This is a genomic window from Pelagibius sp. (assembly GCF_965249265.1).
In the GTDB taxonomy this organism is placed as follows: domain Bacteria; phylum Pseudomonadota; class Alphaproteobacteria; order Kiloniellales; family Kiloniellaceae; genus Pelagibius.
Genome location: NZ_OZ252224.1, coordinates 458,435 through 475,385, shown reverse-complemented (window position 1 = coordinate 475,385; position 16,951 = coordinate 458,435). Strand labels below are relative to the sequence as shown.

At 65.0% G+C, this 16,951-nt stretch carries 19 protein-coding genes; 12 read left to right on the top strand and 7 right to left on the bottom strand.

Annotated elements, in window-relative coordinates; all coding sequences use genetic code 11:
• The first annotated feature begins 154 nt into the window (after window positions 1-154).
• On the top strand, window positions 155-1,147 hold the full coding sequence (locus ACP146_RS02365; RefSeq protein ID WP_422365163.1) for an SMP-30/gluconolactonase/LRE family protein: 993 nt from the start codon (window positions 155-157) through the stop codon (window positions 1,145-1,147).
• Window positions 1,148-1,155: 8 nt separating this feature from the next.
• Here the strand turns inward: ACP146_RS02365 and egtD are convergent, their stop codons facing one another.
• Together egtD and egtB are read right to left on the bottom strand one after the other, a co-directional pair.
• Window positions 1,156-2,157, bottom strand: a complete 1,002-nt coding sequence (egtD, locus tag ACP146_RS02360; protein ID WP_422365162.1) for an L-histidine N(alpha)-methyltransferase — start codon at window positions 2,155-2,157, stop codon at window positions 1,156-1,158.
• Window positions 2,154-3,548 carry an ergothioneine biosynthesis protein EgtB gene (egtB, locus tag ACP146_RS02355; protein WP_422365161.1) on the bottom strand — a complete coding sequence of 465 codons (1,395 nt, stop codon included), beginning with the start codon at window positions 3,546-3,548 and terminating at the stop codon, window positions 2,154-2,156. The genes egtD and egtB overlap by 4 nt, the downstream gene beginning before the upstream one ends.
• 436 nt (window positions 3,549-3,984) lie before the next feature.
• Between egtB and ACP146_RS02350 the strand changes: the two genes are divergently transcribed.
• Complete coding sequence (locus ACP146_RS02350) at window positions 3,985-4,872, top strand: LysR family transcriptional regulator (RefSeq protein ID WP_422365160.1); 888 nt, start codon at window positions 3,985-3,987, stop codon at window positions 4,870-4,872.
• A 159-nt stretch (window positions 4,873-5,031) separates the two neighbouring features.
• Here the strand turns inward: ACP146_RS02350 and ACP146_RS02345 are convergent, their stop codons facing one another.
• Window positions 5,032-5,721 carry a DNA-3-methyladenine glycosylase I gene (locus ACP146_RS02345; protein ID WP_422365159.1) on the bottom strand — a complete coding sequence of 230 codons (690 nt, stop codon included), beginning with the start codon at window positions 5,719-5,721 and terminating at the stop codon, window positions 5,032-5,034.
• A 96-nt stretch (window positions 5,722-5,817) separates the two neighbouring features.
• On the opposite strand from ACP146_RS02345, the gene ACP146_RS02340 reads away from it, so the two are divergent.
• Window positions 5,818-6,621: a class I SAM-dependent methyltransferase gene (locus tag ACP146_RS02340; RefSeq protein WP_422365158.1), complete on the top strand. Its 804-nt coding sequence runs from the start codon at window positions 5,818-5,820 to the stop codon at window positions 6,619-6,621.
• 66 nt (window positions 6,622-6,687) lie between these two features.
• Here ACP146_RS02340 and ACP146_RS02335 read toward each other — a convergent pair whose 3' ends face one another.
• A complete protein-coding gene (locus ACP146_RS02335; protein WP_422365157.1) occupies window positions 6,688-7,086 on the bottom strand; it encodes a VOC family protein in 399 nt (132 codons plus the stop codon).
• Between the two features lie 30 nt (window positions 7,087-7,116).
• Window positions 7,117-7,674: a hypothetical protein gene (locus ACP146_RS02330; protein WP_422365156.1), complete on the bottom strand. Its 558-nt coding sequence runs from the start codon at window positions 7,672-7,674 to the stop codon at window positions 7,117-7,119.
• A gap of 188 nt (window positions 7,675-7,862) precedes the next feature.
• Here ACP146_RS02330 and ACP146_RS02325 point away from each other — a divergent pair, with 188 nt between their 5' ends.
• Together ACP146_RS02325 and ACP146_RS02320 are read left to right on the top strand one after the other, a co-directional pair.
• Window positions 7,863-8,264 (top strand): GFA family protein, encoded by a 402-nt coding sequence (locus tag ACP146_RS02325; RefSeq protein WP_422365155.1) that lies wholly within the window; start codon window positions 7,863-7,865, stop codon window positions 8,262-8,264.
• Window positions 8,265-8,367: 103 nt separating this feature from the next.
• Window positions 8,368-8,586: a hypothetical protein gene (locus ACP146_RS02320; RefSeq protein ID WP_422365154.1), complete on the top strand. Its 219-nt coding sequence runs from the start codon at window positions 8,368-8,370 to the stop codon at window positions 8,584-8,586.
• A gap of 156 nt (window positions 8,587-8,742) precedes the next feature.
• On the opposite strand, the gene ACP146_RS02315 is transcribed toward ACP146_RS02320, so the two are convergent.
• A complete protein-coding gene (locus ACP146_RS02315; RefSeq protein ID WP_422365153.1) occupies window positions 8,743-9,582 on the bottom strand; it encodes an AraC family transcriptional regulator in 840 nt (279 codons plus the stop codon).
• Between the two features lie 55 nt (window positions 9,583-9,637).
• Here ACP146_RS02315 and ACP146_RS02310 point away from each other — a divergent pair, with 55 nt between their 5' ends.
• From ACP146_RS02310 to greB, 3 genes are all read left to right on the top strand, one after another.
• Window positions 9,638-10,855, top strand: a complete 1,218-nt coding sequence (locus tag ACP146_RS02310; protein ID WP_422365152.1) for an MFS transporter — start codon at window positions 9,638-9,640, stop codon at window positions 10,853-10,855.
• Between the two features lie 130 nt (window positions 10,856-10,985).
• Window positions 10,986-11,558: a PAS domain-containing protein gene (locus tag ACP146_RS02305; RefSeq protein WP_422365151.1), complete on the top strand. Its 573-nt coding sequence runs from the start codon at window positions 10,986-10,988 to the stop codon at window positions 11,556-11,558.
• A gap of 103 nt (window positions 11,559-11,661) precedes the next feature.
• Window positions 11,662-12,135 (top strand): transcription elongation factor GreB, encoded by a 474-nt coding sequence (gene greB / locus ACP146_RS02300; RefSeq protein WP_422365150.1) that lies wholly within the window; start codon window positions 11,662-11,664, stop codon window positions 12,133-12,135.
• 164 nt (window positions 12,136-12,299) lie between these two features.
• Here greB and ACP146_RS02295 read toward each other — a convergent pair whose 3' ends face one another.
• The gene (locus ACP146_RS02295) at window positions 12,300-12,938 is read right to left on the bottom strand and encodes an exopolysaccharide biosynthesis protein (protein WP_422365149.1); all 639 of its coding nucleotides are present in this window, start codon (window positions 12,936-12,938) and stop codon (window positions 12,300-12,302) included.
• 203 nt (window positions 12,939-13,141) lie between these two features.
• Between ACP146_RS02295 and panC the strand changes: the two genes are divergently transcribed.
• The 4 genes from panC to phnE all read left to right on the top strand — a co-directional run bounded on the left by panC (window position 13,142) and on the right by phnE (window position 16,950).
• Window positions 13,142-14,062 (top strand): pantoate--beta-alanine ligase, encoded by a 921-nt coding sequence (panC, locus tag ACP146_RS02290; protein ID WP_422365148.1) that lies wholly within the window; start codon window positions 13,142-13,144, stop codon window positions 14,060-14,062.
• A 178-nt stretch (window positions 14,063-14,240) separates the two neighbouring features.
• Complete coding sequence (gene phnD / locus ACP146_RS02285) at window positions 14,241-15,215, top strand: phosphate/phosphite/phosphonate ABC transporter substrate-binding protein (RefSeq protein ID WP_422365147.1); 975 nt, start codon at window positions 14,241-14,243, stop codon at window positions 15,213-15,215.
• A gap of 104 nt (window positions 15,216-15,319) precedes the next feature.
• Entirely contained in the window at window positions 15,320-16,144 is an 825-nt protein-coding gene (phnC, locus tag ACP146_RS02280) for a phosphonate ABC transporter ATP-binding protein (protein ID WP_422365146.1), read from the top strand.
• The gene (phnE, locus tag ACP146_RS02275) at window positions 16,141-16,950 is read left to right on the top strand and encodes a phosphonate ABC transporter, permease protein PhnE (protein ID WP_422365145.1); all 810 of its coding nucleotides are present in this window, start codon (window positions 16,141-16,143) and stop codon (window positions 16,948-16,950) included. Before phnC ends, phnE begins: the two co-directional genes overlap by 4 nt.
• The last annotated feature ends 1 nt before the right edge of the window (window position 16,951 follow it).

The window sequence follows — 16,951 nt, the reverse complement described above, 5'->3', positions numbered from 1 at the left end:
TTCTTCCCGCCCGATTTCAAAAATCAGAACAGATTCACCGGATCGATGAACGGGCCCGGCCGCTCTTCCAGGCCAATCCCATGCGACCAGGATCCGCTCTGGTCGGCTTGGCCGAAACTATAGTAGCTTCGCGGCGGATTCGTAGGAGGAAGCTTTGACTGACAGCCATGCGGCCCAGACCCTTGACGCCGTGACCCTTGACGACGTGACCATGATCGGGGCCGGACTGACACGCCCGGAATGCCTGCTGTGTACCGCAAGCGGCGACATCTACAGCGCCGACTGGCGCGGTGGCGTGGCGCGCACGCCCGCAAAGGGGCCTCAGGCGCTGTATCAGGCAGCCGGCGGGGCCGAGGCCATCAAACCCAACGGGATCGCCCTGCAGCGCGACGGCTCTTTCCTGATCGCCAACATCGACGATGCGGGCGGAGTCTTCCGCCTCGACCGAGACGGCAAGCTGAGCGAGGTATTGCGCGCGGTCGACGGCACCGACCTGCCGGCCACGAACTTCGTCATGATCGACGACCGCAGCCGGGTCTGGGTCACCGTCTCCACCCGGCGCAGCCCCCGCGCGCTCGGGTACCGGTCGGACGTCGACGATGGCTTCATCGTGCTGATCGACACCAACGGCGCCCGCATTGTCGCCGACGGTCTGGGCTACACCAACGAAGTGGCGATCGACAATCACGGTAACTGGCTCTATGTGAACGAGACCTTCGCCCGCCGCCTCAGCCGCTTCCGCATCGACGGACGCGGCAATCTGAGCGACAAGGAGGTCGTGACGGACTTCGGCCCCGGCACTTTCCCCGACGGCCTCGCCTTCGATATGGAGGACCATCTCTGGGTGACCTCCATCGTCAGCAACCGGGTTATCCGCGTTGCCCCGGACGGCAGCCAGCAACTGATCCTGGAGGATTGCGACGCCGAGCACCTGGCGGAGGTGGAGAAAGCCTTTCAGGCCGGCGTCATGGACCGCCCGCATCTCGACCAGATCAACAGCCAAAAACTGCGCAGCATCTCAAGCCTGGCTTTCGGCGGCCCCGACCTGCGCACCGCCTATCTCGGCTGCCTGCTGGGCGATCAGATCGCCTGCTTCCGCACCGAGGTGATGGGCCGACCGCCGGTCCACTGGCACTTTAACGCCTGAACGAGAATTCACGCCGCAATGAGCGCGTGGCAGGAGAACAGCCCTTCCGGGTCGGTCCAGACCGCTTCGCTGCGCCAGCCGCCGCGCTCGGCCAGCGCCCGGAAGGAGTCGAGGTTGTATTTGTAGGAATTCTCGGTGTGGATGGTCTCGCCGCTGGCGAAATGGATTTTCTTGCCACCGAGCCGGACGCTCTGGTCCTTCAGGCTCACCAGGTGCATCTCGATCCGCCCCTCTTCGGCGTTGTAGAGTGCCCGGTGAGTGAAGGCGTCGATGTCGAAGTCGCCGCCGAGCTCGCGGTTGATGCGCACCAGCAGATTGAGATTGAAGGCGGCGGTTACCCCCAGGGCATCGTCGTAGGCGGCCACCAGACGGGCGGCTTCCTTCTGCAGATCGGCCCCCACCAGCAGGCGGGCGCCGGACCCCAGCAGGCCGTGCACCCGCTTCAGGAAAGCCACCGCCGCCTCGGGTTCGAAGTTGCCGATGGTTGAGCCGGGAAAGAAGCCGACCAGCTTGTCGCGGGGAACCTGCAGCGGCAGGGAAACGCGGCTGTTGTAGTCGGCATGCAGCGGGATCACCGGCAGACCGAAGTCGGCGGCGATGCGCTTGGCTGCGGCATCCAGATGAGCGCCGGAGATGTCGATGGGCACGTAGACTTTCAGCGCCGGCAGAGCCTCCAGCAGGATGCGCGTCTTCACCGAAGAGCCGCTGCCGAACTCCACGAGACTGACGCCGCTGCCGAGCAGGGCGGCGATCTCTTCGGAACGGGCGCGCAGCAGGGCCGTCTCGGCCCGGGTCAGGTAGTACTCGTCGAGGCCGGTGATGGCGTCGAAAAGCTGCGAGCCCTGGGCATCGTAGAAGAACTTGCTTTCGATGGACTTCTGCGGCGTCGAGAGCGAGCCGACGACGGAAGCGAGAAAGTCTGTATCCGGTCCTTGGGGGTCGGGTGCCTGAGGGTCCGGCGTCTGAGGGTCCGTTTCGGCGTCGAGCACCGGGTCTGCCGTGGTTGTCATTGCCTGTCCTTTGCCAATCTGAGCCCGGTGAACTGCCAGCGCTGATGGGGATAAAAGAAGTTGCGGTAACTGGCCCTAAGCTGCGCGTCGGGGGTCACGCAGGAACCGCCGCGCAGCACGAACTGGCTGCACATGAATTTACCGTTGTATTCACCGACGGCGCCCTCCGGCGTGCGGAAGCCGGGATAGGGCGCATAAGGGGACTGGGTCCATTCCCAGACATCGCCGATCAATTGGGACGGCCTTGCGGCATCGGCGCCGCCGGCGGCGGGCAACGGACGCAGAGCATCGCGGCTGAGGAGATTCCCCATCAGCGCGGCATCGCCGAGCGCGATTTCCAGCTCCGCCTCCAGCGGCAGCCGCGCACCGGCCCAGCGGGCAAAGGCCTCTGCCTCGTAGTAGCTGACATGACAGACCGGCGCCTCGGGGTTGACCGGGTGCCGGCCCTGCAGGCTCATGGCCGACCAGCTGTCTCCGCCCGCTTCTGCGGCTTCTCCCGGGGGCAGCCAGTAAAGCGGCGCCTGCCAGCCTTCGGCCTGACAGCGCGCCCAGCCGTCGGAGAGCCAGAGCCCCGGCTTGCGGTAACCGCCGTCCGCCATGAAGGCGAGCCACTCGCCGTTGGTCACGAGGCGGGAGGCCAGGGCGAAGGGCTGCAGCAGCGTTTCATGGCGCGGCCCCTCGCAGTCGAAGGCAAAGCCCGCGCCGTCATGGCCGGTCGTCACAACGCCGCCGGGATAATCGCACCAGGTGAGCGGCGGGGCCGTCCGATCCCTTTCCGGCGCGCTGTCGCGATAGGCAGGGTCCAGAGGACTTTGCGCCAAGAGATGCAGAACATCGGTGAGCAGCAGTTCCTGATGCTGCATCTCGTGATGCAGGCCCAGTTCCAGAAGCGGCGCCATCTGCAGCCAGGCATCCTCCGGCGCCGTTTCGACAAGCTGCGTCATCGCCTGATCGACATGGCGGCGGTAGTCCAGCACCTCCGAGACCGGCGGGCGGGTCAGCAGACCACGGCGCGGGCGCGCATGGCGGGCGCCCACCGCTTCGTAGTAGGAATTGAAGAGATAGCAGTAGCCATCGTGGAACACGCGGTAGCCCGGCTGATAGTCCTGCAGGATGAAGGTCTCGAAGAACCAGCTCGTATGCGCCAGATGCCACTTCGTGGGGCTGGCGTCCTCCATCGACTGGACGGCCATGTCCTCCGGCGACAGCGGCGCCGCCAGGGCGAGGCTGCGCGCCCGCACCTCGGCGAAGCCCGCCCCCAGGCGCTGACGCTCGGCAGCGCTCGCCGGATCCTGAAACCGTTGATGTGCCATGACCACACCCGCCGGTGGGCCCGCGCGGTCATCTTTCAGGGTGTCTTCCTGCAGTGCTGCCTTTGCTGCCTGCCGCATGGTGATGGTCCCCCTGTTACCTTTCCCTGGTGAGACACTGCAGGTCGCCGGCTATTCCAAAGCGCGGCGCCGAACGACGAATCGACGGCGCCGGGAACACCGCATCCTGAGCCGCAACGCGGTCTCGCCTTGTGTCGATTTTGAGAAGCTTCGATGACTCGGAACAGCCGACTGGCCGAAGCCGGAACGATCTGGCCGGGCCGAGCCGCAGGTCTTGGGCGGTCTGTCTTGCCTGTCTCAGCCCTACCTGTCTCAAGCTTTGCCTCCCGCGCCTACCCGCGCCGGTCATCTAACCCCTTGAATATGCGGTTTTCCCTGGCGAATGAAAGATCGACATCTGCGTCCTTCTGGTGCATTTTTGCACCGGGAACAAATCCGGGCCGGAACCGTCGCGGCGGCCGCCCTTTTGCGTCCCTCTTGAACCAGGGTGATCTCCATGGATTGGGACAATCTGCGCATCTTTCTGGCTCTCGCCCGGGAAAAGACGGTACGCGCCGCCGCCGGGGGCCTGGGGGTCAGCCATTCCACCGTGTCGCGGCGCATCGACGCCTTCGAACAGGATCTCGGCGTGCGGCTGTTCGAGCGCCTGCCGGACGGCTATGTGCTGACGCCTTTCGGCGAAGACATGATGCAGACCGCCCGCCGTCTGGAGGAATCGGTGAACGGGCTGGAGCGGCGGGTGCTGGGCCAGGATGCCCGGCTGCGCGGCGACCTGCGCGTCACCATGCCGGACCTGCTGGCGGCGAAGCTCTTGATGCCCGACCTCGTCGCTTTCGGCGAAAGCTATCCCGACATCGATCTGGAGGTGGCGATCTCCTATACCCCTTTCGATCTCGGCCGCCGCGAGGCCGACGTGGCGATCCGCATCACCCGCGACCCGCCGGAGATGCTGGTCGGCCGCAAGATCATCACCTATGCCCGGGCGACCTATGCCTCGCGCGATTACCTCTCGCGCCATGATCCCGAACACGCGCCGGACTCGGTCACCTGGATCGGCTGGGACGACCGCGTCCGCCATCCGCGCTGGGTGCGCGAAAGCTCCTTCCCCAACGCCTCGGTGCGCGGCCGCATGAACAACGCCATGGTGCAGCTCGCCGCCGCCAAGGCGGGCATGGGCCTCGCCATGCTGCCCTGTTTCATGGGCGATACGGAGGCCGACCTGCTGCGCGTGCCGCCGGGACGGCCGGAGCCGGCCTGGGACATCTGGATCCTGACCCACGAGGACCTGCGCGCCACCGCCCGGGTGCGCGCCTTCATCGACTTCATGGCCGACGCCTTCCTCGGCCACCGCGACCTGCTGGAGGGACGGCTGCCGCAAACTTGATTACTGCAGATTTGATTGCCGCTGACGCTGAAGCCCCCCTCACCCTCCCGCTTCGCGGGTCCCTCCCTCTCCCGCGAGGGGAGAGGGTCGGGGTGAGGGGGAACTCCCACGAAGTGGGAGAAAGTGAAAGAGCGTTCCGCGGCAGCGGAAAACCCAAACCTACCCCTCCCGCGGGGCGTCGATGGAGTTGGCGAGGATGCGGCTGAGCTGGGTGAGGGAGCGGCCGGTTTCTTCCTGCCACTTGTTGAAAGCCGCCTGCACCTTGGCCAAGTCGGCCTTGCCCGTCGGGTTCTTGTCGACCACCTTGGCGCGGATCAGCGCCGCGGTCACGTCGGGCGACAGCAGGAAGGAATCCTTGCCCATGAAGCGCAGGAAGTAGGGGCCCGTGTAGCCGCCGAGGCGCGCGCCGCGCTTTTTCAGCACCGCCCAGAGGCTGACGATGTCTTCCGACGGCCAGTCGGCGAAGAACTTCGCGGCGCTGCCGTGCTCCTTCGCCAGGTCGCTCAAGAAGATCGCATTGTGGCGCACCGCGGCGATCTTGGCGGCATGGCGGATGATGCGGGTGTCGCGCCCCAATTCGTCGAGATTCTCATCGGAGAGCATCGTCATGCGCCCGACGTCGAAGTGCCGGAAAGCCTCTTCGAAGTCCGGCCACTTCGCCTCTACCACCCGCCAGACGAAACCGGCCTGGAAGATGCGCTTGGTCATCTCTGACAGATAGCGGTCGTCGCCGATTTTCCTCAGCGCCGCCTTGCTCTTGGGCTTCGACCCGGCAATCAGCTTTTCCAGTGCCGCCTCGTCGCCCTTACGCTTGGCTGCGCGTGCATAGATCTGTTTGAAGGATGCCATCGCCCCGTCCCCGGTCTCCTGTTCCGCCGCCCCAATGATTGACGGCAGCGCCGCGCCTGCCTAGAGAAAAGGGCTCCAGAAGGAAAGAGTCCTGACATGTCCCTGACTAAAGACGAGATCGTCGCCGCCAACCGCGAGTCCTGGAACGAGGCCGCCGCCCATCACCGCGAACACGATCAGTGGGCGTCGCTGCTGAAGGGTTTCGCCGAACCGGGCTTCTCGGTGCTCGACGCGACCATGACCGCGCGGCTGCAGGCCATCGGCCTGGCAGGCAAGGCGGTGGCGCAGCTCTGCTGCAACAACGCCCGCGAATTGCTCTCCATCAAGAACCTGGGCTCAGCCAGCGTCACCGGCTTCGACTTCGCCCAGGAATTCCTCGACCAGGGCCGCGAACTGGCCGCCGCCGGCGGCATCGAGGCCGACTTCGTGCAGGGCGACATCAACCAGATCCCCACCGACTACGACGGCCGTTTCGATCTGGCGGTGGTGACCATCGGCGTCTTCGGCTGGATGCCCGACCTCGCCCAGTTCTTCGCGACGGCGCGGCGCATCCTGAAGCCCGGCGGGCGGCTTTTCATCTACGAGGACCATCCGATCCTCAACATGTACGACGACCGCGACAGCGGCGGCCCGCCGCAGCCTGACGAGTCCTACTTCCGCTCGGAGCCCTACCGCACGGATACCGGCCTCGACTACTGGGCCGAGAAGGATTACGCCGCCAAGCCCAACTACTGGATCTTCCACAAGATGAGCGACGTCATCATGGCCCTGGTGAACACGGGCTTCGCCATCGAGGACTTCGAGGAGTTCCCCCACAACATCGGCACCCGCGGCCACATGGAAAACCAGCCGTATCAGCTTCCGCTGAGCTATGTGCTGGTGGGGCGGAAGGAGGGCTAGCCATCACCTCCTCTTGTCGCCCTCGCACTTATTGCGAGGGTGACGACCGGGAGAACGGCAAGACTCTCAGGCAGCCGGCCCCTTCAGTTCCACGGTGTTGCCGTCGGGGTCCTGGATGTAGAGGGAGGGGCCTTTGCCTTCGGCGCCGACGCGGTCGACCACTTCGCCGACATCGACGCCGTGGCTTTCCAGATGGCTGCGGATGGCCGGGGGATCGAAGGGTTCGATGCGTACCGCGAAGTGGTCCATGTTGCGGCCGCTGGCGATGGTTTCCTCTTCCTCCGGCCCCGTCGCGGTCTGCATCAGGTCGATCATCGACGCCCCGGCACGCAGTTGCACCAGGCCGATGGACTCGACCCGCCGTTCCTCCCGGCAGCCCAGCACCTCGGTATAGAACTTCAGCGCCCGTTCCAGGTCGCTGACGCAGACCACCACGTGATCCAGGTTCTTGATGGCAAAAGCCATTACCGCCCTCTCCTGTAGATACCGATATCTTTAGCGCCGGAAGGGGTGCGGTTCCACCGCGACCAGGGCGCCTGTTGTTATGTCGAAGGTGAGGCGGCGGTCTTCAACCGTTTCCACGGTGAAGCGCCCGGATTTGTCGAAACCGAGCGTGCGGCCCCAGAGGAAGTGGCCGGCCATGGGCCGCAGCCGCGCCGGTTCCTCGATCACCTCGGCGAAGGGCACGGCGCGGATCAGGCGGTCGCGCCGCCAGAAACTGAGCAGCACGGTGCCCGGCCTATAGTCCCAGTTCAAAAGATCCAGGCCCCGATAGCCGACAACCAGGTGTTCGCCGTCGTCGGCCAGAAAAGCGTCGCGAAACCACCCGGACCGCTGCCAGTGGGGCCGGCCTTCCCGCAGCACCGTGGTCTGCTTCGTTTCCGCATCCATCACCGCGCAGTAGAGGCCGTTCGGGGAACAGACGGTCTGATCCGCAGGGGGCGCCAGGGGCTCGCTGGCCAAGGGCTCCCTGGTCAGTGCAAGCGCGAGCACGGCCAAAGCCCAGGCCACGGCCGGCGCCGAAAAAACCCCTATGCCACCCCGGCTGCGCACGTCCTGTGCCTCCCACGGTCGAGGTTACGCGAACCCCACTAAACATGAGAACTATGGCAAAACGATGGAGCGGCCAGACCGTTGATCCGTGCCGTTTGCGCGACCACATATGCCATTCTGCCTGTGCTAACAAGAGGCCCGTACCCCCGGTTCTTCGCCCCGAGCCCTCTGCGACAAGGAGATCAAAGATGACACTGACCGGTGGCTGCCTTTGCGGTGCCGTGCGCTTCGAGATCAAGGGGCGCCTCAGCGACGCCCATGCCTGCCACTGCAGCCTCTGCCGCCGCCAGAGCGGACACTATGCCGTGGCCAGCGATGCCCCGCGTGCCGACTTCGTGCTGACGGAGGATCGCGGCCTCGCCTGGTACCGTTCCTCCGATTTTGCAAAGCGCGGCTTCTGCCGTGAATGCGGTTCGGTGCTCTTCTGGGACGACGGCGGCGACGCAGTCAGCATCAACCTCGGCAGCCTGGAGGAAACCGGCGGCGTCACGGTGACCAAACACATCTTCGTCGATGAAAAGGGCGACTACTACGAACTCACCGACGGCCTGCCGCAGTTCGCGGGCTACGACCAGCCTCTAGATTCATAGATCGTCACCGGATTGAACCGCGCCGACGATTGCGCAGACTAACCGCCAGCGATCCCGGAAGGGCTCCCTACGCCGCCAAGACCGAGACGAAGGACCCGCTGCCTTGCAATACGCCAGATTACTCTCCGGCCTGCTCTCCCTGCTGGCGCTCGGTGTCGCCGGGCCGGCCTGGGCGCGCCCTTACATCGACCCGGAATCGACGATCTTCGAGGATCTTGGGACCTGGGAGCTGATCCTCTACGGCCTCCTTGCACTGGCCCTGACTGCTGCCTTCCTCTTCGTCCTGGTGAAACTGATCAACTTCTTCTTCGCGAAAAAGTAGGGACGAAAAACCAAAAAGCCCCTCACCCTCCCGCTTCGCGGGCCCCTCCCTCTCCCACGGAGGGGAGAGGGAAAACAACGCGACCCTCTTTTGTTGTCCCCCTCTCCCCTCCGTGGGAGAGGGTCGGGGTGAGGGGACCTTTTTGGTTCTCCGTCCCTACCCATCCTCCGTGCGCCGGCGCAGATACCTTCCGGGTGTTTCGCCGAGACTGCGGCGGAACATGGCGATGAAAGCGGAGGGGCTCTGGTAGCCGAGGTCCAGGGCGACAGCAGTGACGGCGGCGCCTTCGGCGAGACGGGCAACGGCGGTCACCAGGCGCAGGCGTTCGCGCCATTCCCCGAAGGTGAGGCCGGTCTGCTTCACGAAAAGCCGCGCCAGGGTGCGCTCGCTGGCCCCGGCGTCACGCGCCCAATCGGCCAGGGGCCGGCCTTCGGCGGGATCGTCGATCATCGCCTGGGTGACTTTCAGCAGCCGCGGGTCGCGCGGCTGGGGCAGATGGAGGGGTTCGGGCCGAAGCGCGCAGAGCTCATCCAGGATAACCGCCATGATCCGCGCGCCCGGTCCTTCCGGCGTATAGTCCAGGCCGACTTCGACGGAACGCAGGATCAGTTCGCGCAGCAGGGCAGGCACCGCCACCACGCAGCAGTCGCGCGGAAGGGATTCGGCCACCTCCGGGTCGATGTAGAGGGTGCGCATGGCGATGGCCTGGGCGTGGGAAACCTGGTGGTCCACGCCGGGCGGTATCCAGACCGCCTGCTCAGGCGCCACCACCCAGATGCCCATCGCCGTCTCCACGGTCATGACCCCGGCGGAGGCGTAGAGCAACTGTCCACGCCGGTGACGATGCCAGTCGCGGCGGCTGGGACCGGCGTAGTCCCGCGCCAGGGGAACGATGGGCCGGGCCCGGTCCTCCAGATCGCCGGGATGATTGATCGGCGGGTCGGTCGGGCGGCGGACCCAGGTTTCCTCGCTGTCGATTTGTCTGTTTTGCGTCATTGACTGTCATTCTACAGCAAGACAGGCATCAACGCACAGCCTAGAAATGAATCCCATGACCGAATTCTTGAAAACGCGCCTGGCAGGCTGGCGCCGTCCCGAAACCCTGCTGCTGCTGATGGCCGCCTCGGTGCCGCTCAGCTTTGCCACCTGGCAAGCGCTGTTGAACAACTTCGCCATCGAGCGGGCCGCCTTTACCGGCGCCGAGATCGGCATCCTACAGTCCCTGCGCGAAGTGCCCGGCTTCCTCGCCTTCGGCGTGGTCTTCCTGCTGCTGCTGATCCGCGAACAGCGCCTCGCCTACGTCTCGCTGCTGCTGCTCGGCCTCGGCACGGCAATCACCGGCGCCTTTCCCACGGTGATCGGGCTCTACATCACCACCGTCATCATGTCGATCGGCTATCACTACTACGAGACGCTGCAGGTCTCCCTCTCTCTGCAATGGATCGACAAGAAGAAAGCGCCTGAGACCCTGGGCCGCATCATCTCCGTCGGCTCCTTCACCGCCATCGTGGTCTACGGCCTGATCTGGCTGACCAGCGATATTCTGGCGCTGGACTATTTCTGGATCTACGCCATCGGCGGCGGGGCCACGGCGTTGTTCGCCCTGGTTGCCTGGCTGGGCTTCCCGGCCTTCCCGCAGAAGGTCGAGCAGCACAAGCACCTGGTTCTGCGCAAACGCTATTGGCTGTACTACACCCTGACCTTCCTGTCCGGCGCGCGGCGGCAGATCTTCATCGTCTTCGCCGGCTTCCTGATGGTCGAGAAGTTCGGCTACGACGTCGGCGCCATCGCGCTGCTGTTCCTGGTGAACGCGGCCATCAACGTCTGGCTGGCGCCGAAGATCGGCCGCCTGATCGGGCGCATCGGCGAGCGCCGGGCCCTGATCCTCGAATACATCGGCCTGATCGGCGTCTTCACCGCCTACGCTTTCGTCGAGGACGCCACCCTCGCCGCCGGGCTCTACATCGTCGATCACCTGTTCTTCGCGCTGGCCATCGCCATCAAGACCTATTTCCAGAAGATCGCCGACCCCGCCGACATCGCCTCCACCGCCGGGGTCAGCTTCACCATCAACCACATCGCGGCGGTCTTCCTGCCGGCGGCCTTCGGCTTCCTCTGGCTGATTTCTCCGGCCGCGGTTTTCCTTTTCGGTGCGGGCCTGGCCGCCTGCTCCCTGCTCTGCGCGCTGAACGTGCCGCAGCATCCGCAACCCGGCGATGAAGTGCTGGTCGGACGCGTTCCCCTGGCCGCACCCGCCGCCGCGGAGTAGACGCTCGGCTTTCCTGCGCAACGCTTTCCACAACGACGGGCTCGCAGTTTCGATGTGCCGGCGATTAACGCGCTGTTAACAGCCGCAATCCTAGTTTTCCATCGTGGATTGAATTGGGAGCTGCGGCACAATGCAGGGCGACGACGGCTTGTGGAACGAGCTGAACCTCCATCAGTTTATCGCTGCATTCGCCGATCCCCGCTTCGAACAAATGGTTCGGCACTGGCTGGCGCTACGGCAGAAAGATGCGGTTCCCGATCGCAGTTCCGTTGATCCGACCAAGTTCCAGGACAGTCTGAACATGGTCTGGCTGATGGAACGCCACGCGGACGGTCACTACCGATATCGCCTGGCCGGTCAGAGCATCGCCGAGATGCACGGCGGCGTAGGGCGCGGTAGCGATACTGCGTCACTCTTCAGCCCGGAGTCGCTTGACATGTTCCGGCCGCGCTGGGAAGCGGTCCTGGATCGCAACCAACTGATCCGCGCCGAAGGCGTGGTGCTGTTGGCGGACGGCCAACAGTCTTCGCGCGTTGAGCGTCTGATGCTGCCGCTGCGGTCCGACGACGGGGATGTATCGGTGATTTTGGGGGCGACAAGCTATGAAAGGCCGCGCGGAGGCGGCCTGATCGCAACGGTCTTTCCGCCGACCGATATTCAATGCTGCCCACTGGAGGGCATTCCCCTGGGCGGCTGTCGTTGAACCTCGCAACGTTGCGGACCGCGGACAGGAAAGGTAAGAAAAGCGCTGGCGACTTGACTATTGTCGACGTCGAACTGAGGGAAGACGGCTTGGCCGGGTCGGTATGGCTGAAGACATCCGCAATCTCATCACCCCCGAAGGCCTCGGCCGTTTCCAGGGGGAACTGAAGGAGCTTCAGGCCGAACGCCGCAAGGTCTGTGAGATCGTCTCCTGGGCCGCCGGTAACGGCGACCGCAGCGAGAACGGCGACTACATCTACAACAAGCAGCGCCTGCGCCAGATCGACCGACGCTCCTCCTGGCTCGGCCGCCGCCTGGAAAACGCGGTGGTCGTACGGCCCGAACAGCAGGCCGCCAGCGGCAAGGTGCGCTTCGGTTCCACCGTCACCTACATCGACGAAGACGACCGCAGCCACAAGGTGCGCATCGTCGGCTATGACGAAGCCGACATGACGCGCGGCGAAATCTCCATCGGCTCACCCGTGGCCCGCGCCCTGATGGGCAAGGCCGCCGGCGACGGCGTCGAGGTCCAGACCCCCGAAGGCGTGAAGTACCTGGATATCGAAGCGGTCGAGTGAGCGGGTCGTAACCAAACAATGCCCCCTCACCCTCCCGCTGCGCGGGCCCCTCCCTCTCCCACAAGGGGAGAGGGTTGTCTTTCATCACCCGCAGCTCTTTTCTGTTTCCCCTCTCCCCTTGTGGGAGAGGGTCGGGGTGAGGGGGCTTTTTTGTTTCAGTCCGCTCAGATGAAACTCTGCGCGCCCATGACGATGACCGTCGCCGCGATGGCGGTCACGGTGATCGCGAAGGCCCCCATCGCGAGGCCGATCAGGGTGACCACGCCGTCGCGCTCGATGAGGCCCATGGCCGCGACCAGCAGGGCGGAGGCCGAGAGCAGGCCGCTGAAAGGGATCGGCAGGAAAAGCGCCGCCGAGACGACGAACAAAAGGGTACCGATCACCCGTTCCGCCTTGGTCGTGAAGAACTGCGGGTGGCGCGGACGGATGACTTTTTCGACCGGGCGCAGCAGGGGCCGCAGACGCATGACGACGCGCTGGAAGCCGCGCCGCGGCACACGCTGCCGGTTGATGAAGCGGGGCAGGCGCACGTGGGGAAATCCCAGGGCCATCTGGCCGGTCAGCAACAACAGGGGAATGGCGGTCACCACGTTGGAGCCAAGCGGTAGCGGCAGCAGGTTGACCACGGCAAACAGCAGGATCGACCAGCCGAAAGATCCCTGGCCCTGGTCCTTCAAAACCCGCCCCAGCCGCACGGACTCCACCTTGCGGTGACGGCCGAAGGCCCAAAGCAGTGCCTTGGACATCGACCGCCGCGCCATGGCCGGGCGCCCCCGCGCAGAGCGACTGTGCAATGCCGTCATTCACCCTTTCCAATGCCTAATGGCACCTGCCGGTCTTCATATCGGGGCCTTTGCCGCCGAGGGCAAGCGGCAAGATTGGCATCGCACCGCCGGGCGGGTTGCTGTCGTCGCTCCAATGCTGCATTGCAAAAAAATCATTGATTGAGCACCGGATTCCCGCAGAATTCCCACCTCGCAGATGCCGCAGCGGAAGGAACGAGATCATGAGCTCCCCTGGGACAGTCCCCCAGACCACCCCTGGGACCACCCCTGGGACCACAGCAGAGGCAAAAGATCTGATCAGACTGCGCCGGATCGCCGAGCTGCGCAGTCAGGTCGCCACCTGGCGCCGCGCCGGGGAGAGTATCGCCATTGTCCCGACCATGGGCGCCCTGCACGACGGGCACCTGGAACTGGTGCGCCGGGCCCGGGTCGACTGCGAGCGGGTGATCACCACGATCTTCGTGAACCCAATGCAGTTCAACCGGCCCGACGACCTTTCGAGCTATCCGCGCGACGAGGCCGGCGACACAGCCAAGCTCGCCGAAAACAGGGTCGATGCGCTCTTCGCCCCAGCCGCCGAAGAGATCTATCCCAAGGGCTATCAGACCCGCGTATCGGTGCCGCTGCTGTCCGATTGTCTCTGCGGCGCGGCACGGCCCGGCCACATGGAGGGGGTGGCCACGGTGGTTGCGAAGCTGCTGCTGCAGTCCCTGCCTGATGCAGCCTATTTCGGCGAGAAGGACTATCAGCAGTTCCTGGTGGTGCAGCGCATGGCCCGCGATCTGGACATCCCGGTGCGCATGGAGGCGGTGCCGACGGTGCGCGAGGCCGATGGTCTGGCGCTGTCGTCGCGCAACCTTCTGCTGACCCCGGCGCAACGTGATCAGGCGACGGCGATGTATCGCGTGTTGACCGAATTGGCGGCGCGCCTGAAGGACGGGCGGACCCCGGCACCGCCGGCGCTCGCCTGGGGCCGGGCGGCGCTTGGCGAGGCCGGCTTCGACCCGGTCGACTATCTGGAACTGCGCGACGCCGATACCCTGCAGCCGCTGGAACGCGCCGAGCGGCCGGCCCGGCTCTTCGCTGCCGCCTGGCTGGGCCAGGTCCGCCTCATCGACAACTTGGCCGTCGTCGACGGCTGACACTGCCGGCGGAACTGAGAAGCCGACACAACCTCGCAGAGGCCTGTCCAAGGTCAGTTTCTGCTTGGCGGAGCGCCGCCGATCTGAGAGCTTAGCCCTCATAAAACTACAACGAAAAATGCGAAGTCCGCCGTCGGGCGGCAAAGCTTCGATCGTTTGCGCAAAGGGAGGATAAAGTATGAGGTTCCTAGCATCTTTGGTCATGGCGCCCGCTCTGGCCCTGGGCCTGATGGCAGCCGCACCCCAGGTCCAGGCCGCCGAGGACTGCCACCGCGGCACACTTGATGATCGGTATTGCGACCGCGATTTCAACCTGACGGCGGACCTGCCGAGCAATCCGGACGAATGGGTCGATCCCGATACCATCATCTTCTCCTACACCCCGGTCGAAGATCCGGCTGTTTATGCCAAGGTCTGGGACGGTTTCATCCAGCACATGGCGGAAGTCACCGGCAAAGAGGTCGTCTTTTTCCCGGTCCAGTCCTACGCCGCGCAGTACGAGGCCATGCGCTCCGGCCGCCTGCACATCGCCGGCGTGAACACCGGCGGCAACCCGGTCGCGGTTTCCTGCGCCGGCTTTGTGCCCTTTGCGATGATGGCTTCGGCCGACGGCTCCTTCGGCTACGAGATGGAAATCATCGTCCCCGCCGACAGCGACATCCAGGCGCCGGGCGACCTGAAGGGCCGGACCCTGGCCTTCACCTCGCCGACTTCCAACTCCGGCTTCAAGGCGCCCTCGGCCATCCTCAAGGGCGAGTTCGGCATGGAAGCGGACAAGGATTTCCAGACCACCTTCTCCGGCAAGCACGACAACTCGATCCTGGGTGTCGTCAACAAGGACTATGAAGCCGCTGCCGTGGCAAACTCGGTGCTCAAGCGCATGGTCGACCGCGATGCGGTAAAGACCGATGCCTATCGCACGGTCTACAAGTCGCAGACTTTCCCGACCACCGGTTACGGCCACGCCCATAACCTGCATCCAGTCGTGGTCGCCAGGATCAAGGAAGCCTTCTTCTCCTTCCCCTGGGAAGGCTCGGACCTGCAGGCCGAGTTCCAGAAGGAAGCACGCTTCGTTTCGATTCACCACAAGTCCGACTGGGACGTGATCCGCAAGATCGACTCCGCAAACGGCGTCTCCTACGACTGCAAGTGATCCGATGACGAATGGGGAAGCGGGCTCATCCGGGTCCGCTTCCCCTTCTTCGCGGCATATCGCGAACGAGATCAGGCCGCGTATGAGATCAGGGTGGGGGTTAGATGCTGCGTCTCGAAAATCTGGTTAAGCGCTACAAAACCGGCGACCAGGCACTGAAGGGGGTCAATCTCGAGATTCCCAAGGGCCAGGTTCTGGCCCTGATCGGCCCTTCGGGGGCCGGCAAGTCGACCCTGATCCGCTGCATCAATCGTTTGGTGAAGCCGACCTCTGGCGCCGTCTATCTGAACGACGTGAACGTCGCCGCCGTCGGCGCGATGGAGCTGCGCCGCCTGCGCCGCCGCATGGGCATGATCTTTCAGGAATACGCCCTGGTCGAACGCCTGACGGTGATGGAGAACGTGCTGTCCGGCCGCCTCGGCTACGTCGGCTTCTGGCGCAGCTGGTTCCGCAAGTTTCCACCCGACGACGTGGCCGAGGCCTTCCGGCTGCTCGACCGCGTCGGCCTGATGCACATGGCCGACAAGCGCGCCGACGAACTTTCCGGCGGCCAGCGCCAGCGGGTCGGCATCGCCCGCGCGCTCATTCAGAATCCCGACCTGCTGCTGGTCGACGAACCGACCGCCAGCCTGGACCCGAAGACCTCGCGCCAGATCATGCGGCTGGTCTGCGAACTCTGCGCCGAACGCGGTCTTGCCGCCATCATCAACATCCACGACGTGATGCTGGCCCAGATGTTCGGCCAGCGCATCGTCGGCCTGCAGTTGGGCGAGATCGTCTACGACGGCGCCCCAACCGGCCTGACCAGCAACGTGCTGACCACGATCTACGGCGAAGAGGACTGGGAAGCCACCATCGAGAAGGTCGAGGAGGAAGAGGAAAGCGGAACGGCCGAAGCGGAAGCCGCCGAAGCAGGGGCCGGCAGGTGAGCGACCTCAGCCAGACCTATCCGCGCAGCTGGAAGAAGCCGCCGCTGATCGCCTCGGCCTGGCTGCGCCGCGGCCTCTGGCTGGGCGCGGCGATCTATCTGGCACTGGCGCTGGGCACCATGGAGGTGAATTGGGGCCGGGTTATGGAAGGGCTGCCACGCGGCGCCGCCTTCCTCAGCGCCTTCTTCCCGCCCGACTTCGTGACCCGCTGGGACTCCATCCTCGACGGCATCCTGGAATCGATCTGGATGACGGTCATCGCCACCGTCGCCGGCATCGCGCTTTCCGTGCCCGTCGGCCTCGGCGCCGCAAAGAACCTGGCGCCCATGCCGGTCTATCTGTTCTGCCGCGCCATCGTCGCGGTGTCGCGCACCTTCCCCGAGGTGATCCTGGCGATCTTCGCGGTGAAGCTTTTCGGTTTCGGTCCCTTCGCCGGTTTCCTGGCGCTCTCCATCGCCACGGTCGGCTTCTTCGCCAAGCTGCTGGCCGAGGACATCGAGAACATGGACCCCAAACAGGCCGAAGCGATCAGAGCGACGGGCGCTTCCTGGTTCCAGTGGATCAACTATGCCGTCCAGCCCCAGGTGATGCCGCGCATGATCGGTCTCTCAATGTACCGCCTCGACATCAACTTCCGCGAGTCCGCGGTGGTCGGCATCGTCGGCGGCGGCGGCATCGGCGCCACCCTGCTCACCGCCTTCGACCGCTACGAGTTCGATTCGGCGGCGGCGATCCTGCTGGTGATCATCGGCATCGTCATGGTGCTGGAGTATCTCTCCGGCTACCTCCGGCGCTGGGTGCAGTAGC

Coding starts and splice junctions, on each gene's coding strand:
- ACP146_RS02295 (WP_422365149.1), bottom strand. CDS start 12,938: ATGACGGCATTGCACAGTCGCTCTGCGCGGGGGCGCCCGGCCATGGCG.
- ACP146_RS02345 (WP_422365159.1), bottom strand. CDS start 5,721: ATGGCATCCTTCAAACAGATCTATGCACGCGCAGCCAAGCGTAAGGGC.
- ACP146_RS02340 (WP_422365158.1), top strand. CDS start 5,818: ATGTCCCTGACTAAAGACGAGATCGTCGCCGCCAACCGCGAGTCCTGG.
- ACP146_RS02335 (WP_422365157.1), bottom strand. CDS start 7,086: ATGGCTTTTGCCATCAAGAACCTGGATCACGTGGTGGTCTGCGTCAGC.
- egtB (WP_422365161.1), bottom strand. CDS start 3,548: ATGCGGCAGGCAGCAAAGGCAGCACTGCAGGAAGACACCCTGAAAGAT.
- ACP146_RS02305 (WP_422365151.1), top strand. CDS start 10,986: ATGCAGGGCGACGACGGCTTGTGGAACGAGCTGAACCTCCATCAGTTT.
- ACP146_RS02325 (WP_422365155.1), top strand. CDS start 7,863: ATGACACTGACCGGTGGCTGCCTTTGCGGTGCCGTGCGCTTCGAGATC.
- ACP146_RS02350 (WP_422365160.1), top strand. CDS start 3,985: ATGGATTGGGACAATCTGCGCATCTTTCTGGCTCTCGCCCGGGAAAAG.
- ACP146_RS02315 (WP_422365153.1), bottom strand. CDS start 9,582: ATGACGCAAAACAGACAAATCGACAGCGAGGAAACCTGGGTCCGCCGC.
- panC (WP_422365148.1), top strand. CDS start 13,142: ATGAGCTCCCCTGGGACAGTCCCCCAGACCACCCCTGGGACCACCCCT.
- greB (WP_422365150.1), top strand. CDS start 11,662: ATGGCTGAAGACATCCGCAATCTCATCACCCCCGAAGGCCTCGGCCGT.
- phnD (WP_422365147.1), top strand. CDS start 14,241: ATGAGGTTCCTAGCATCTTTGGTCATGGCGCCCGCTCTGGCCCTGGGC.
- egtD (WP_422365162.1), bottom strand. CDS start 2,157: ATGACAACCACGGCAGACCCGGTGCTCGACGCCGAAACGGACCCTCAG.
- ACP146_RS02310 (WP_422365152.1), top strand. CDS start 9,638: ATGACCGAATTCTTGAAAACGCGCCTGGCAGGCTGGCGCCGTCCCGAA.
- phnC (WP_422365146.1), top strand. CDS start 15,320: ATGCTGCGTCTCGAAAATCTGGTTAAGCGCTACAAAACCGGCGACCAG.